Here is a 17,003-nt window from a genome sequence, read left to right on the forward strand (position 1 = left end):
CCTATTAGAACCAAGCCTTAGCTTCGGCAGAAATGTAGTGGGAATGCCAGTCATTAACCGAAATCGCTTCGTCGGAATGAGTCATCCACTTATAGCGAACGTGCAGACCAGCGCGATCGGCGAAGTCCCAGTCAAAGCCGATACCGATTGCGGTTTCGAGGTAGTTGATCGGGGCCTTTTCGTAGTACAGAGAAGTAAAGCTGTTGATCAGGCTAGAGGTCTTGGAAATGTTCGGGGATACTTCCTTGGCCGTATAAGCGTTTTCGGCGCGGAAGGTTTCAAGACCGAGAACACCCACCATGTGGAAGGTCGGGGTCACAGCGACAGACGGTTCAAAGTGACCGTAGAAGCTCCACAAGAGCATGTCCTTCTGGGATTCGCTGTAGGCAATCGGGGCGATCGTCGTAGAGAGACCGGAGATTGCGGCGTAGCCCGTCATCATGATCGTGCGGTCGGTACCGAACCAGCCACCGATATCATAGCCACCCATGAAGGAGAGGTAAGAAGACCACTTGGTGTGAGACGGAACTTCACCCTTTTCAATCTGTTCGGTGCTTTCGTAGGCAACGAAAGATTCCCAGAGTTCCCAAGTTCCACCATAGAGACCGCCCTGCTGGCGATACTGCTTGATACCCCTGTCGGAACCAACCATGGTACCGGTACGGGCCACGTAGGCAGCGCCATCGGCGTTACCGGAGTCAGCCACGAACAGAGGCTTGTGCTTGGTCCAGGAATTCGTGGATTCCCACATGTTACGACCGTTCAAGCGGTAGTTGAAGAAAATGACATCCTGACCGTCTTCGATCTGGCGATGCAAACCGTACTGCAAGTCAAAGTAGCCACGGTTGAAGGTCGGTTCCAACTTGAAGTTGAGGCCGGCCATGTTCGGGGTGTAGCGGAGAGAACCACCGTTCAGGTAGGCTTCGTCCTTACGCCAGCTGTTGAAGCGGGACGGGTTGCTCAAAGAATACGGAGAGTAGAAATCCTTCGGGAGGAAGATCGCTTCGACCGTCATGGGCCAGCCTTCGACATACTTGGACTGGGCCTTCACGTAAACACCCACCTGCGGGGTATTCATCTTGGATTCGTTAGCATCCGGGAGGTAACCACTACTGACGTTTGCTTCGCTGTAGTTAGCGGCATCGGCAGTCTGGTAGAAGCGGACAGAGTCCGTCATGCTGAGGGCCACATCGGCCATCAAGTAGAGTTTCGGAGTAACGTTACCCTTGACGTCGATAGAAGCGACATGCGTATTGAGGATCGTGGGGCCGACATCGGAGAACTTAATCCACTGGTTACGGAATTCGTCTTCGTAAATGATGTCGTCGTCAAAGATGACGCCCATGTAGTTCAAGCCGAGAGTCAGGTTGTCCGCAATTTTTTCCTTGGCGATACGGCCATGGTAAATGGAACCGCGGAAGTCGTAAGTACCGGACATTTCAAGTACGCCAGGCTGGCCACCGTACATGCGCAGACCGTCACGGGTACCGATGTCGGCGTCGGCCGGCTGGGACACGAGGAACTGGGCCTTCATGTTGAACGGGAGCTGGTAGACGTTGGCAAACACACCACCGAAGCTGCGGTTGGTCCAGAATGCACGGCCACCTTCCTTGACGGGCTTGAACACCTTTTCCTTATAGTAGGTAGAAACAGTCTTTTCGTCTTCGAACAGTTCATACTGCCAAGCGAAGCGCGGGTTGGTTTCACGTTCCCACATAGTGAGCGGAGAAGCGTTTGCCCAGATAACACCACCGGCGGTCACGTAAGCGCCAAAGACGCCTGCACGAATGTCCACGCCGAAGTTCATTTCTTCGTTCACGGTCGTGGAGTAGTAGTCCGTGGAGTGGTCATACAGGACATGTTCGTCCTTGTTGCCAGGAACCTGAGTCGGGTGCTTGGCAAGGTTGTTGCCATAGAGACCGGACAGGTCGAACGGGAAGCTCATGTTCGTCCAGAGGGTCATGTACGAGTTCGGCATGGCCACAATGTTCATGTTGAGCACGGCGTCCACCGAGGTACGGGCCATGTCGTTCTTGGCCCACGGGCTAACATCGGAATAGTGGAAGTTCTTCAAGCGGAAGGCCAAGTAACCGGAAACCGCCATCGGAAGATCGTCCTTACCCATAATGGTCGATTCCATGTTGTTGGCAAGGGTATCGAGACCTTCTTCCACGTTGGCCATCTGCGTCTTGGGATCAAGATGCGAGGAGGCGTTCACGACGAGCGGCTGGTAGGGAGCCTTTTCGGCCGGAGTCGCAAGGTCGCGAGCGGGAGCGGCAGGTTCTTCGGCTACCGGTTCGGGTTCAGCTGCCGGTTCAGGTTCGGCAGCGGCTTCTTCGACAGGTTCTTCTGCCGGAGCTTCTTCGACAGCAGATTCGTCTGCGGCCGGTTCAGATTCGGATGCTTCCGCAACAGATTCTTCGGAGCTTTCTTCAGCAGCGGGAGCGGATTCTTCTACGGCCGGAGCGGATTCTTCGAATTCTTCGGTAGAAGACACTTCGTCGTCCATCTGGGCCAGGGCCAAAGACGTGCAGCAAAGCAGAGTCGTAAATAGTGTAGGTAATTTGCGCATAAAATCCTCTTAAATCTCGTTGCGGAACGGATAGTTCATCGGACCTTCGTAAGCCTTACCGTGCTTCTTGATCACGATATCGTCAATCCAGACCTTGAAGGACTCGTTTTCGTCTTTACGGACTTCGAGACGGAATCCCTTGAAGTTGCTCCAGCTAAACGGCAACATGACTTCGCGGGTATTCTTGGCATCCCAGTACACACCAGTCGTACCGAACAACTTGAGGGGAATGCTAAAGTGTTTCCATTCCGTAGTGATTTCGCCAAGGCTCTTGGAACGGAGCTTCACCTGCAGGGATTCGCCACCGCTCTTCACGCCGTCATCAACGAGCACGAACAAGGCGTTTTCGCCGCCCTGGGCACCCTTGATCCAGAATTCCAGGACACCTTCTTCGAAATACGGAGTCAAGTCGACAGAACCGGCAATACAAATAGCCACACCGGAATAGTCGCTTGCGATAAGTTCAATTTCCATGGAAAGGGCTCCTTCCATGGCATACTTGTCCGTAAGTACCGGTTCGGGGTTTTCACGCGGGTACTGGTAGGTATATCCACCACCACGCGGAATAGCTTCACGCATCACGACGGACACGACATCTTTGTCGGGTCGGAACGGCTTCGCCTGTTTAGTGACAAAACGGGACTGGTCGCGGTCGCGATAGTCGCTAAAACCATAACCAGCAAAAGAGAAAGACGCTAAAAGGAGTACGCCCAAGGCGCACACCCAGCTTGCTTTATGCGGATTTGCTTTCATAATATCTAAAATTCTCCAGATACGGACGGGTACAATATAACTTGTTTTTGAGGGGTTCGGAGGCGCTGTTTTGCAAAAAAAAGGTTGAAGTGGGGTAAATTCTCCCCAAATTTCTTATTTTTCGCTATTTTTCGCGTTTTCGTAAGTAAACACATTATTTTTACTACAGATTGTCCAATCCGTAAAAAAAGTGTAATTTTATTTTACAACCAAGATATTGCCTAATATAGAGGTCTTTATGAAATTTCCGCACTCCTATTCGTTAGCTCTTGCGCTCGCAGGCAGCGTTCTATTTTCCGCCTGTTCTAGCGAAAGCAGCCACAAAGCCGTGGAGCCGACTCCAGAAGAACCTGAACACCAGGTAATCGCCGTTGACTATTCCAAAGGCCGCGCCATGAACAAGCGCCTCGGCAAGGGAATCAACTTGGGAAACTCCTGGGATTCTCAGGGCAACTCGCTGGATTGCAGCTGGGGCAACTGCATCGAAGACAATGATTTTGCCGTAATCAAGAAAACGGGTTTCAACTCCGTCCGTCTCCCGGTTCGTTGGCAGCAGAATTCCGACTACAGCACGCATACCGTCGATCCCGAACGTCTTGAAGGCGTAAAAGAAGATATCAAGCTCGCCTTGGCGCAAGGCCTCGCTGTCGTCGTGAACTTCCACCACTACGTGGAATTGAACAACGCCGGTAACAAGTTCAGTTCTGATCCGGCTGCCTACAACGCCGAAAAGGAACATTTCTTGCAGTTGTGGGCACAAGTCGCAGCCGAGCTGGACGCTATCGCTCCGGACTCCATGCTTGTTTTCGAGATCCTGAACGAACCCACCATCGCAAACGCACAAATGGTGGACGAACTCCTGAACGACGCATACAAAGTAATTCGCGCTACGGCACCCGGAAAGACAATCATGTTCGAATCTTACCACGCCGCCAAATTTGCCGACTTGAATATACTGCACTTGCCGCAAGACGGCAACATCATTTATTCCGGCCATTATTACGAACCCTTCGGCTATAGCCACCAAGGGCACAGCTACCCCTGCAAGGGCGACGCCGCCTACGCCAACAACGCCATGTACGACCTTCAGACTTATGTCAAGCAGGCAACGGCTCTTTATCCAGACGTAAATGGCGGGCACATTCCCATGAACATGGGTGAATTCGGTATTTCGGGCGGTGGCGACTTCGCAAACTCCAGGGAATGCGACGCCGACGGCGTTCTCCCGTCTGCAAGAATGAAGGCCCAGTGGGCAGAAAAGTCGATTGAAATTGCCGAAAGCCTGGACATGTCTTGGCACTACTGGGGCTTTACGAAGGTCGGCGGATTCGAAGCCTACGACCGCAATGAAGCCACCTGGTACGAAGGTTTCCCTGCAGCATTCGGACTTTAATAAGGCTTTTTACGGGCGAACGAGAGTGCCGCCCCAATGCTCGTCAAAGAAGGCTTGGAACAAAGGTTCCGGGCCTTTTTTGAGTTCTTCGATAACTTCGGCAGTGGGGCGCGTGCCGCGATACAGTTCGCGGTAGGCGCGCTGCAAATTCTGGACACGCTCTTCGGGGAAACTTTCGGGATGCAGGCGCAGGGCGTGCAGGTTCAAGGCGCCGTAGCGGATGGGGTTCCCCGACGCCTTGGTGCATGGGGGAACGTCGCGGTCCACCTTGTGCGTGCCACCCACAAAAGCGTAGGCGCCGACTTGATTGCGCTGCTGGATTGCAGTCACGCCACCGATGGTCGCATATTCGCCGATGCGCACGTGGCCGCCCAACTGGCAACTGTTCGCAATGACGACTCCTGTTCGAATGTCGCAGTCATGGGCGATATGCGAGTAGGCCATCACCAAGACATGGTCTGCGACGCGTGTGCAACCGCCGCCCTGTACCGTGCCACGGTTGAGCGTACAATATTCGCGTATGGTGCAGTTTTCGCCAATTTCGAGCCGGGTGGGTTCGCCCGCATATTTTAGATCTTGCGGAGGGCCGCCCAAAATGGCACCGTCATAGACATGCGTATTTTTGCCGACCGATACCCCGCCGTACACATGCACGCGGGACTCCAAGATGACTCCTTCGGCAATTTCGGCACCGGCATCTACCAAACACCACGGACCAATAACGGCAGAATCGTGAACTTTGGCTTGCGGGCTTACAAATGCAGAAGGATGGATCATACTTATGAATTCAGAATTCGGAGTTCAGAGTTAAAAATTAGAAAATACAATTCCGAATTCCGAAATCCGAATTCCGATTTTTCTAACTTTAAGCACATGGGTGGTATTATCATTGCATGCCTTACTGCGCTGTACGTATTGTTGTTCCTATTTTTCATAATAGGAGTGATTCGCACACACCGTTACAGAGGGCCCAAGGCCACCCCGAGCGTCACCGTAGTCGTGCCCATGCGCAACGAAGAAGAATTCGCGCAGCGCACGCTGGAAGCTCTCGCCGAGCAGGATTACGTTGGTGAGTGGGAAGTGATTTGTGTCGATGACCGTTCGACCGATTCCACCAAGGAAATTCTCGAAAAGTTCGCGGCCACCCACCCGAAATTCAGGGTACTCAGCCTTTCGCCTGATTTACCGCAAATCGCAAGCCCCAAGAAGCGCGCCCTAGAAAGCGCATTCAAGATTGCAAAGTACGAAGTGCTTTTGACCATGGACGCCGACTGCATTCCGCGCAAGAGCTGGATTACCGCCATGGCAGGCCGCTTTAACGACGGCATTTGCATTGTGCAGGGCCCCAAGCAGAATAACGGCAGCCGTACCATGCCGCACCTGTACCAGAAACTCGAAACCTTGGGCTACACCGCCATGGAAGCCGCCGGATTCAGCTGGGGACACCCCATTGTGGCGAGCGCGGCCTGCCTTGCCTACAAAAAGGATTTGTTCTTTGCCGTGGGCGGTTTCGGCGACTTGGTGAACCTTTCGAGCGGCGACGACGACATGCTCATCCACAAGATGATGAAAATCCCGGGCACCAAAGTTTGCTACAACCTCGATAAAGACGCGGTCATTGAAACTGCCCCGGTGCATACCTGGAAGCAACTCTTTAACCAACGCGCCCGTTGGAGCAGCAACGGCACCAACTACGAAAGCAAGGCGTACGTCTTGATGCTCACGCTGATTTACACCTACTACATCTGGATGTTCATTAGCCCGTGGTGCGTGCTCTTTTTGGATTGCCCCTGGCAGTGGTGCATTTTCAGCATTCTGCCCAAGATTCTGGTGGACTTTGTATTCCTGATGATTGCTTCGTGGAAATTACACGCCAAGCGCAAGATGCTTGCGTTCTTGCCCACCGAAATCATCCAGGTTCCGATGATTGTGTTTGCCGTGCCCGCAGGGATTACCGGCATGTTCAGGTGGAAATAATCCAATGTGAAATGTGAAGTGTGTAATTAATCTCACACATTCCACATTAAACATTACACATCTTTTTCGCCCAAGCGATTGCCTCTTCGGCATTCTTGATTTTGCCGTCGAGCTGGAGTTCGAAACTCTTCTTGATAATTTCGCCCATCTGCTTGCCCGGCTTGACGCCCATATCCATGAGCATTTTACCCATCAGGTAAGGTTGCGGGGCGTTTTCAATCAAATCCAGTCCGTTTGATGCATTCCAGAACTTGTCGGCAAAGCATTCGCCATCGGCTGTGGAGCCCGCATAGAATTCGCGGGGAGTGCATTTTACGAGCAAGCCGAGCAACTTTAAACCGCCGAGTTTTACAGCGAGGCGGCGGAGTGCCGGAGCGTCGTTTACGATTGCCATATCCAGCTCTTGGTAAGCCTTCAAAAGCGGAGGCACAATCTTGAGCAAATGCGTTTCGTTCGTGATGCGTTCCAGGAACTTGAGCGAAGTTTCAGCGGAGCCACACAAGAGGGCGGCAAAGGCAAATTCCATCGCCTGCGCCTCGGGCAAGGTGTCGCGCAAGGCTACCATGTTGTCGAGAACGATTCCAAGCGTTTCCCAGGAATTCTTGAACGGATAAATTTCGGGAAAATATTCGTCGAGTTTGATATCCAAGAAAGCCTTGAGGCCGAGCGAAGGTTTGCCGGGCTTCAAAAGCCACTTCTTGAATTCTTCGAACAGGCGTTCTACGCTCAAGTCGTCGAGCGAAAGCGTGCGGCAAAGTTCTACCGTAGAGGGAGCAAGCGTGCAACCGAAACGGCTGGCAAACTGCACCCCGCGCAAAATACGCAAGGAATCTTCGGCAAAGGCCGGGCCCACATGACGCAGCGTATGCGACTTCAAGTCATCAATACCGCCGTAAGGGTCGCATAGCGTGAGTTCCGGCAGTTCCATGCCCATGGCATTAATCGTAAAGTCGCGGCGGAGGGCAGCTTCCTTGAAGGAGAGTTTTTCGTCGGTATGCACCACGAAGCCGCGGTGGCCATAGCCCACCTTGCTTTCGGTACGCGGGAACGAAAAATCGAGCGAGAGGCCCTTCATGGCCAAGTGAATCACGCCGAAAGCCTTGCCCACCAAATTCGTGCGGCCGTACTTGGAAAGAATCGGAACAAGCGCGTCTTGCGCCATATCGTAGACTTCGACATCGTAGTCGCGGCAGGACTTGCCTAAAAGCGCATCGCGGACCCAGCCGCCTACTAAAAACGCACGGCCGCCCGCTTCGCGGATATCGCCCGCAATCTTGAGAAGGCGCCCCGGCAAATCCGGTTCGAACCACTCACCTGCAAGTGTCTGCAATTTAGCCATCTACAAGGACCGCCTTACTGGAAATTCCCTGCATCTGCAGTGGAGGTATCCGGTTCCGGAGTTTCGGCTGTCTCTTCGGCAGACTTGTAGCGGTCATAAATACTGGTCGTCTTTACATCCGACGAATCATGAAGCGCCTTGGTCACGGACACTTCGCCATCTTCACCGGCCTTTGTCGAATCGGTCAACTTGGACTTTGTCGTATCCGATGCGGCAAAGCGGTCATAAATGCTCTTGCGGGTGGCGGCCGCTTCGGCCTTCTTCAGCGCCTCTTCTTCGCGGCAAACGCGCAATTCTTCTTCGGCATAGGCGCGCTGGTCAGGCGAATAGGTCATGGTGTTTAGGCGGTATTCCATTTCTTCGCACACCAGTCCTTGACGCTCGCCCGCACAACTAACCAAAAGCATGGCAATGCCAAAAAGCATCCACACAGCAACACGATTCATAAAAACCTCTGCGCCCATTAATGGGCAATAATAAACTTGCCCTTCTTGACCTTGGAGCCTTTTTTCACGACGTAGTAGTAGACTCCCGGTGTTACCAACTTGCCGGAATCCTCGCGACCGTTCCATTCCACCTTGCCACCCGCAACTTCTTCGTTGCGGAAATATTTGATCAGGGCGCCTCCACGGTTATAAATGCTCACCGTAGACTTTTCGGCAATGCCATCGATCGTGAGGAAGGCTTGAGTCTTGGGCCTAAACGGAACCGGATAGGCATGAACCTTCACCTCGGCGGAATCGGTCATATTCTTATGGGCGTCCTTAAGGTCGTTACGGCGGTAGTAGCTCACGCCCTTTTCGTGGGCAAACCAGGCTGCCCCCACAACCGGGTCAATGGCGAGGTCAGCGACATTGTTGTCAAGCAAGCCGTCTTTTGTGGTAAAGTGCAAGATCTTCAACGTATCGGGAGAACCATTCTTGGGTGTCAAGCGATATACACCCTGGTTTGTCGTTCCGACCCACAAGTTGCCATGACTATCCACATCGATCGACGTAAATTCGGCACCGAGCATACCATTTGTCGAAGCAGGCGTCATGATCGTATCCGCTTCTTCATCCAGATAAGCCAGTGACGACATCGTGACCAGCCACAACCTGTCACCCACAGGGTCGTATACCATGTCGACCGGGGCGGGGTTCATGCCGCCATAATATTTGACTTGGCCGTTAACGAGTTCGCCGCCATTGGCTTTCGGCGAAGGGAACGTGATTACGTCGAGGCCGCCTTCGCTTGCAAGAGCCGTACCGTCCTTGTTAGCGATATATACAACCCATTTGCCGTCTTCGTCGATTTTAGAATGCATCACGCCAGGTACCGGGTTACTGCCGATTCCGTTTGCACAATGTACTTCGCCATCTTTGGTAAAGTAGACGACTCCGTAATTGGGATTCTTTCCTGTTGACGTCAAGAAGCCGGAATTGTCGGGAGCCGCAATGGTTGCAACAGAGATTGCGTAATTGGGAAGGTACTTGTCAAAACAATGATTGTCTTCGGCCTTAAAATCATATTCAAGATGGGCGCCCCATTTCGAATACATCAAATACACAAAGCCCCAAATATGGTAGAACATGGAACCATCGGGCAAATAGGACAAGGTTTTCATTCTTGCAGAATAGCCATTCGGTCCGTTTGACAAAGTTGAATAAGCGTAATGGGGTTCGCCCCAGCCACCGATGCTACCGTAGCTCAACTTGCCATCGACAGACATCGCCAAGACGCCCCCTTCGGGAGTCGCCTTCACTTCGTACACTTCACCGGGACTATATCCATTGAATCCGGTAAGATCCGTAACGGTTTTTTCGCCAGTCTTGTTAAAGAAGACGTATTCAGAACCGACGAGATACGTTCCATCTGCCGTTTTAACCTGCCACTTGACCTTGCTAGAGCCATCGTCGTGATAGAGTTGCTCATCAGTCAAAACTTGAGAATCTACCGTCACCTTCTTGACCGGTTCGTCAAAGCCTTCTACAACAGTGCCCGCAGGAACGAGGGACCACGAATTCGGGTCGCTCAGGCGCTTGTCAGAAGCCAGGTTTGCCCAATCCATTTTACGGACATAGGTTTCCTTGTCCATCTTGGCGTACAGGGAATCGCCACGGATCAAAAGTTCGCGAACAGGAGTAATGGAAAGGGACCTCGAACCGATACGATCAATCGTCAATAACGAACGGCCTTGGAAGGCGTCAAAGAACGCAAGACGGTCCTCGAATGCAATCGTCATGATATGACCGCTCATAACGGTGCCGTGGGGTACCGCACGGACATTGTTCTTGACATAGGAGCGGTTGATAATGCGCCAAGGGATACTGCCATCGGCAAACACAGCCACAAGACCGTATTCCGAAACGGCGTAGACCGCATTGTTCGAAGAAACAACGGAATGAAACCTGGATGTTTCAAGGCCATGTTCCGAATGATACACGACATTTTCGTAAATGGAACGGAAACGCAGGCCACCATCGGTTGCCAAAAGAACTCCGTTAGCAAAAGGCGTCACATCATGTATCGGAAACGGGTCCGAAAACGCACCCCATTTATCGTAGGCGCCCACATACGCTGCCCAAAGCAGCAAACAAAAAACTAGAGATTTGAACTTCACCCCCTAAAATTACGAAAATTCACTCGCCCGCGTTAGCAAATCGTCCAAATTCATGCAAGAACTTTCATTATTTTTATACTTGGACATATATACATTCTTCGATCTACGCATCTTCTTGATTGCATCGGTTTTTCTTTTTTGGAATGTACTGCGATTCACGCCACAATAAAGACACGCCTCGGAGGCCCGAATTTCGCCGATATAGGAATATTCCACTGCCATTTTCTCGGCAGAGGTGAGTCCCTCCATCAAGCGGTCCAGTTCCCGGCGGATGACACGCCTGCGGCGTTGTTCATAGACTTCGCAGGCAACAGCGTCCGTTCCCGAAGCATCGTAAGCGACAAAATTGTCTGCCAGCTGCGAAAACGGAGTTACCGGGGGCAATCTTCTGTTCATGTCATGAAAAGCGTTATGGATAACAGCCCGAAACCATGGGGTCATCGGCTTATTCAAGTCCAAAGTATACGCAGACCGGCACAAACGGAGCGCAACCTCCTGAAAAAGGTCTTTTGCGCCGTCGGGGTCGCTACTCTGAAACTGACAGAGTTTGTAAATTTGTGAAGCGTTCTTACGCCACACCTTTTCAACCCATTTGGGAGGTTCTTCTGTTAAAATTCTGGATTTAGCCATAAGCCTATCGGAATTTTGACAGCGAACTTTCAGTTGCGATAAAATTTATGAAAATAAAAGCGAAAAAACGGATTTTTGGAATTTTTGCAAACTATTGTTTGCAGCTATCAACAGTTTTTTTTAGTTTGGCTTCATTTTTGGTAATTTATCCACAATCTGTTAACGCACAGGAGTTCAATATGAACTCCATGCCACCCCCGGAAATGCAGATGCAGTACAGCGCGGGCGCCTTGAAAGACAGTGGAAAACTGACCGTATGGGTTACCATTCCCGAAAAGTGGCACGTGAACGCGAACGAAGTCACCGACGAATTCTTGAAGCCCTCTTCGATCGAAGTGAAGGCCGAGGGAATTGAATTCGGCGATGTGGTGTGGCCCAAGCCGATTAAAGAATATAACGAGGCGCTGGAACTCGAGATTCTGACCTTCCGCGGAGAATTCAAGATTGAAATCCCGGTGAAGGCAGTCGCCGACAAGTACGATAGCCTTGGAACCGAGGCGACCTTCCATTACCAGGCTTGTGACAATTCCATTTGCCTGGCACCTGCGAGCAAGACGATTTCGCTCAGCGAAAATGCGGCTGGCGCAAAATCCAGCAACGTGAATAGCAGCGCAAAAAAAAACGATTCCGAAAATGAAGTAGCCGCTAATAAGCGCGGCAACGAAAACTTGGAAGCAAGCACCACGGAAGCAGCGGAGAACAGCGCCGCTTCGGCCGGAATTATCGCACTTTTGTTTTTTGCATTCCTCGGCGGAATCATTCTGAACTTGATGCCGTGCGTGCTGCCGGTGCTTTCGCTCAAGCTCTTTAGCCTGATTAAGCAGGCAGGCGAAAGTCGCGGACGGCTCCTCGCTTTGGGAGGAGCCACAACGGCGGGCATTCTGGCAAGTTTCTGGGTGCTCGCCGCCGTTGTCGCCGCCGTCAAGGCCGGCGGCGGGTCCGCGGGCTGGGGCATGCAATTCCAAAGTGCCGGATTCATCGCCTTCATGGTCGTGATTCTGACCGCATTTGCCATGAGCTTCTTTGGCGTATTCGAAGTGTGGCTCCCGTGGGGTGCCACCACCAAGATGGACGAAGCCGGCCATAAGGCGGGCTTTGCGGGCGCCTTCTTTACCGGCGCGCTCCTCGTTCTCTTAAGTACACCGTGTTCGGCCCCCTTCCTCGGAACCGCGATGGGATTCGCCTTTGCGCAAACGACCCCCGTACTCTTCTTGTTCTTTACCGCGGCTGGGCTAGGCCTTGCTCTCCCCTACATGCTCGTTAGCGCCTTCCCGAAAATCCTCAAGGTATTCCCGAAACCGGGCCCTTGGATGGTCAAGCTGCAAAAGGTGATGGGCGTATTGCTCCTTGCAAGCGTCGCATGGCTATTGTGGATTGTGAACGAACAGGCCGGCACCGCAGGCGTCAGGATGTTCGCTATTGTCGTCGTGGCAAGCGTTGCCTGCAGTGTTCTGCTTGGCAAGTTCGCGCCTCCGGGAGTCGCCTTCAAGCGCGAAGTTGCTGGATTTGGATTGAGCGTCATCGTCATTGCAGCACTCTGGTTCGCCGTCATTTCGCCACGCTACGAAAGCGCTGCCAGCGAAAAGTTCAACGCCCGCATGCAAGAACAGATGACTGCAGACGGTTGGTACCGCTACAGCCCCGCCCTAATCGAAGAATTTGCAAAAGCGAAGCGCACCATATTCATCGACGCGACCGCCGACTGGTGTCTCACCTGCAAGACAAACGAAGCCGCAGTCCTCAACCGTGACGAATTCCGCCGCGCCATGGACAGCTTGAATGTGGCGCTTGTAAAAGCCGACTGGACTCGCGAAACGCCTGAAGTGAATGCATTATTACGCAGCATGGGAAAGTCGGGCGTACCCGCTTACGCGATTTACCCCGCAGGCGATGCCACTAAAAAAATCGTGCTGCCGGAATTGCTCACGACAGCAGCGATCGTAGAGAATATTGTAGGAAGTAGGAAGTAGGAAGTAGGAAGTTAGAAGAATTTTTCTGCAACAGACCTCATACTGTTTACCATCTACTGTCTACTATTCTATCTCTTTCCTTCTTTCTTGTAGCGGTCAATGCATTCCTGGTAGAAGTCGTAAGTCTGCTTGGCAATCGACTTCCAGCTGAATACGTCAATGGCGCGCTTGCGGCTGACTTCGCCCATTTTCTTTGCAAGTTCCGGATTTCCGAGAATCTTGTTGAGCTTGTTCGCAAAATCAGTCTGGAAAGCCTTCGGGTCAGCCGGTTCAAAATCCGTTTCGGATACATGTTTCAACGGAACCAGGAATCCGGTTTCGCCGTCCACGATGATTTCGGGAATTCCACCCACTGCAGAGCCCACCACCGGAGTACCGCAGCTCATGGCTTCAAGGTTGATGATACCGAACGGTTCGTAGAGCGAGGGCGTTGCAAACACAGTCGCATGGCTGTAAAGCACGCGGAGTTCTTCGTGCGGAACCGCTTCTTGAATCCACACGACACCGTCGCGCGTCTTCTGCACCTCTTCGATGAGAGCCTTGCATTCGTCGGCAAGCTCGATGGTATCGGGAGCACCGGCGCAGAGCACCACCTGGGCACTCTTGTCGATTTGCGGAATCGCCTGAATCAGCTGGCTGATGCCCTTCTGTCGCGTAATGCGACCCACGAACAGCACATACGGACGCTTCGGATCGACACCCCACTTGGTGAGAATGCTTTCGTCGAAAGTCGGAGCATAAAAGTCCGGATCGATACCGTTGTAAATCACCTTCACGCGATCCTCGGGAACGCCGTAAAGTTTCATCACGTCGCGCTTCATGCCCTGGCTTACGGCAATCACGCCGTCGGCAGCCTCGTAAGCGGTGCGTTCGATCCAGCAGCTCATGGCGTAACCGCCGTCGCCCAACTGTTCGGCCTTCCACGGACGGTGCGGTTCGAGCGAATGCGTCGTGAGAATTAGCGGGCACTGCAAAAGGCGGCTAGCGAGCACGCCGCCAAAATGGCTGTACCATGTATGACAGTGAATGACGTCGATATTGTCGAGCGCGGCAGCCCACTGCAAATTGATGTCCAGCGGCTTGAAAATCTTCTGAAAACGATCATCATGCGGGTTCAAGCCCAGCTTGCGCGAAAATCCGATTGCACGGATATTGTCCTTGTCCTCGTCTTGCACGCCAAAGCAACGTGCTTCCACATGACAAAGCTTTGCAAGTTCCTGCGTAAGGAACTTAACATGGATACCAGCACCACCATAAATTTCTGGAGGGAATTCATTCGTCAAAATTGCAGCGTTCATAAAACAAACTCCGTTTACTGTATTAAGATAGCTTTGTTTTGCCTACCGGACAAATCTGTAATAAAAATGTAGGTGTATTCTTTTAATTTCTGCGGCATAAACGAAGCCCCAGACATTAGTCTGGAGCTGAGTATGCCGGCGAGGGGGCGCTGGCTTACGCCAATACAATCTCAGTTTCGCCCCCGAGCTTTCATTATAACAAAAACACCCCGCCCATTCGGACGGGATGTAAGGAGTGAGTGTGGAGTTTCTTAGAAGTTCTTGCACTGGCCTTTCCACTTGCCCGGCTGGCCAAGGATAGCGCCATTAATGTACTTGCCAGAAGAACCTACAAAATCATCTTTGCGGAATGTTTCGCCACCGAGGTGCCAACGCATCCAAGCAACGGTCGCTGCCATGCCGCCCCACGGACCGGAACCATGGCCCCAGCCGCATTCGCCGTTCTGGCATTCATTGCCCTGACCACCAGTCATCTTGAGGAGGCAAGCCGGAATCTTGACGTTATTGTTGTTGTAGTCGCCTTCGGCGTTCGGGCGTTCCATACCGCCTTCACCGTAGACGATTGCAGCAGTCTTTCCGGCAGGGACATTCGCTAGTTCAGCATGGTTGAATGCACCGCTGTTGTTGAGGACAGCCGTAATCACGCGCTTGTCGTTGATAAGCATCTTTTCGGACTGGAGACCGCCCATGGAGTGGCCAGAAGCGCCCACCTTCGTCATGTCGAGCTTGCCGTACAGCACATCGCCCTGGGTAGAATTCTTCTTGGCGAGCCAGTCGAGTGCGGGGATACCGCGGTTCGTACCATCCGGAGATTCGCTGGTAGCCACCACCACGAAACCGTGAGAGGCGAGACGACGAATGATACCTTCGTAATCGTTGGGGCTAGAGCCGCCACCCGGGCCCCACAAGATAACACCATGCTTCTTGGTATTGGAAAGCTGCTTCGGGTAGCAAAGGACGCCACCGCCGTTGTCGGCCGTATTCTTGATATATTCGACTTCCAGGTAGTTCTTTTCTTCTTCCTTGCCATCAACGAGGAAGATGCCGTCATCGGCCTTCACTTCGCTAGAAGAGCTGGCCGGCTTTACGGCTTCGCTGGAGCTGGACTTGGGGGAATCCTCGGCAGAGCTAGAAGTCGGAACGGGATCGGAACCAGCGGCAGAGCTGCTAGAGATTGCAGGAGGATTCGTTGCCGTCGTATCGATAGGCTGCTGTTCACCGCCAGGTCCAACCACAGGTTCGGTAACCTGAGCAGTCGTGTCTGCGGGCTGAACAGTCTGCGAAGGATCTGCAGGCTGAGTGGGGTCAGTCACGCCCTGATTCGGATCTGTCGGAGTCGCATTCGGGTCTGCCGGATCCACAGGAGTAACGGTCCCCTGTTGTGCAGGGTCAGTCACCGTCTGTGAGGGATTTGTAGCCGGATCAGTGACCACGTCACCGCCCTGTTGCTGTTCTTGGTACTGTTGCTGGGCATCAGCAACGGCGTTATTGACTTGATCCGCAGCATCGCCGCAGTTGACCAAAGCAAAAGCAGCGCCTGCAACCACCAGGCCCTTTGCCAAATTCTTGAAATATTTCGATTTCATTGTGACTCCTTTTATACCTTTCCCTTAACACCATTCTAAAGATACCTTGAAAAACAAGCGAAAAAAACAGTCCGAAACGAGTTTCCATGGACAATAAGTCCATAGTCAAAAGGAGCCAAAAATGGCGAAATTAGCTCAAAAAGCGAGATTTTTACGTTTTAATTTATACAAAATTTATCCATAATGGATAAGGTTATTCTTACACACGCAAAAATCCATTATTCCGCTTATTTGTCCTAAAAAAAAAAATCCCCCGATCAAATCGGAGGAAAACTCTCAGGAAAAAATAACACAATTTAAAAAACAACTTACCTAGGAGCGTAAATCCTGGACATGAATTCGGCGCGGGTCTTTTCGTCGGTCTTGAATCGACCCAAAAGCTGAGTCGTCACCATGGTGGCCCCCGGCTTTTTCACCCCGCGCATGGTCATGCACATGTGGGACGCTTCCAAAACCACAGCAACACCCTTCGGATTCAGTTCCTTCTGGATGAGCTCTGCAATCTGGCGGGTCATGCGTTCCTGGATCTGCGGGAATCGCGCATAGAATTCCACGACGCGCGGAATCTTGGAAAGACCGACCACGCAATCGCCCGGAATGTAGGCCACGTGAGCCTTGCCCGTGAACGGAAGAAAATGGTGTTCGCACATACTGGCAAACTGGATATCCGGCACGATAATCATTTCATCGTACTTCTCGTGAAAGCGAGTCTTGAGGATATCTTCGGCGCGGGTTTCGCCCGAAAGGCCCGTCATGAGTTCGGCGTACATCTTGGCGACACGCTTGGGCGTATCGATAAGACCTTCGCGATTCGGGTTTTCGCCCATGCCTTCCAGAATCATCCGGAAGCCGTCTTCCATTTTCTTGAAATCCATCATGGGGC

13 protein-coding genes are annotated in these 17,003 nt (G+C 52.3%); 3 read left to right on the plus strand and 10 right to left on the minus strand.

Translation table 11 applies throughout. The features are described 5' to 3' along the window. Positions 1-4: 4 nt before the first annotated feature. Positions 5-2,572 (minus strand): hypothetical protein, encoded by a 2,568-nt coding sequence (locus B7988_RS10685; protein WP_249268962.1) that lies wholly within the window; start codon positions 2,570-2,572, stop codon positions 5-7. A 9-nt stretch (positions 2,573-2,581) separates the two neighbouring features. Next, complete coding sequence (locus B7988_RS10690; protein WP_073319062.1) at positions 2,582-3,325, minus strand: carbohydrate binding domain-containing protein; 744 nt, start codon at positions 3,323-3,325, stop codon at positions 2,582-2,584. Between the two features lie 238 nt (positions 3,326-3,563). Here B7988_RS10690 and B7988_RS10695 point away from each other — a divergent pair, with 238 nt between their 5' ends. Further along, on the plus strand, positions 3,564-4,718 hold the full coding sequence (locus tag B7988_RS10695) for a cellulase family glycosylhydrolase (RefSeq protein ID WP_088657895.1): 1,155 nt from the start codon (positions 3,564-3,566) through the stop codon (positions 4,716-4,718). A 9-nt stretch (positions 4,719-4,727) separates the two neighbouring features. Here the strand turns inward: B7988_RS10695 and lpxA are convergent, their stop codons facing one another. Continuing rightward, complete coding sequence (gene lpxA, locus B7988_RS10700) at positions 4,728-5,495, minus strand: acyl-ACP--UDP-N-acetylglucosamine O-acyltransferase (protein WP_088657896.1); 768 nt, start codon at positions 5,493-5,495, stop codon at positions 4,728-4,730. 165 nt (positions 5,496-5,660) lie between these two features. Here lpxA and B7988_RS10705 point away from each other — a divergent pair, with 165 nt between their 5' ends. Continuing rightward, a complete protein-coding gene (locus B7988_RS10705) occupies positions 5,661-6,695 on the plus strand; it encodes a glycosyltransferase (protein ID WP_249268963.1) in 1,035 nt (344 codons plus the stop codon). 46 nt (positions 6,696-6,741) lie between these two features. Here B7988_RS10705 and B7988_RS10710 read toward each other — a convergent pair whose 3' ends face one another. The 4 genes from B7988_RS10710 to B7988_RS10725 are packed head-to-tail and all read right to left on the minus strand — an operon-like array spanning position 6,742 to position 11,266. Continuing rightward, complete coding sequence (locus B7988_RS10710) at positions 6,742-8,034, minus strand: CCA tRNA nucleotidyltransferase (RefSeq protein WP_088657898.1); 1,293 nt, start codon at positions 8,032-8,034, stop codon at positions 6,742-6,744. Between the two features lie 14 nt (positions 8,035-8,048). Further along, positions 8,049-8,480 carry a hypothetical protein gene (locus B7988_RS10715; protein ID WP_088657924.1) on the minus strand — a complete coding sequence of 144 codons (432 nt, stop codon included), beginning with the start codon at positions 8,478-8,480 and terminating at the stop codon, positions 8,049-8,051. A gap of 17 nt (positions 8,481-8,497) precedes the next feature. After that, positions 8,498-10,609 (minus strand): gliding motility-associated C-terminal domain-containing protein, encoded by a 2,112-nt coding sequence (locus tag B7988_RS10720; protein WP_088657899.1) that lies wholly within the window; start codon positions 10,607-10,609, stop codon positions 8,498-8,500. Between the two features lie 36 nt (positions 10,610-10,645). Continuing rightward, positions 10,646-11,266, minus strand: a complete 621-nt coding sequence (locus tag B7988_RS10725; protein ID WP_073319040.1) for a sigma-70 family RNA polymerase sigma factor — start codon at positions 11,264-11,266, stop codon at positions 10,646-10,648. 179 nt (positions 11,267-11,445) lie between these two features. On the opposite strand from B7988_RS10725, the gene B7988_RS10730 reads away from it, so the two are divergent. Then, the gene (locus tag B7988_RS10730) at positions 11,446-13,236 is read left to right on the plus strand and encodes a thioredoxin family protein (RefSeq protein WP_088657900.1); all 1,791 of its coding nucleotides are present in this window, start codon (positions 11,446-11,448) and stop codon (positions 13,234-13,236) included. A gap of 68 nt (positions 13,237-13,304) precedes the next feature. Here B7988_RS10730 and glgA read toward each other — a convergent pair whose 3' ends face one another. The 3 genes from glgA to folE form a co-directional block, all read right to left on the minus strand. Next, positions 13,305-14,534: a glycogen synthase gene (gene glgA / locus B7988_RS10735; RefSeq protein ID WP_088657901.1), complete on the minus strand. Its 1,230-nt coding sequence runs from the start codon at positions 14,532-14,534 to the stop codon at positions 13,305-13,307. Between the two features lie 251 nt (positions 14,535-14,785). Further along, the gene (locus B7988_RS10740; protein ID WP_088657902.1) at positions 14,786-16,120 is read right to left on the minus strand and encodes an esterase; all 1,335 of its coding nucleotides are present in this window, start codon (positions 16,118-16,120) and stop codon (positions 14,786-14,788) included. 308 nt (positions 16,121-16,428) lie between these two features. Then, complete coding sequence (gene folE / locus B7988_RS10745) at positions 16,429-16,998, minus strand: GTP cyclohydrolase I FolE (RefSeq protein ID WP_088657903.1); 570 nt, start codon at positions 16,996-16,998, stop codon at positions 16,429-16,431. Between the last annotated feature and the right edge of the window lie 5 nt (positions 16,999-17,003).

This window comes from Fibrobacter sp. UWB1 (assembly GCF_002210325.1).
Taxonomy (GTDB): Bacteria; Fibrobacterota; Fibrobacteria; order Fibrobacterales; family Fibrobacteraceae; genus Fibrobacter.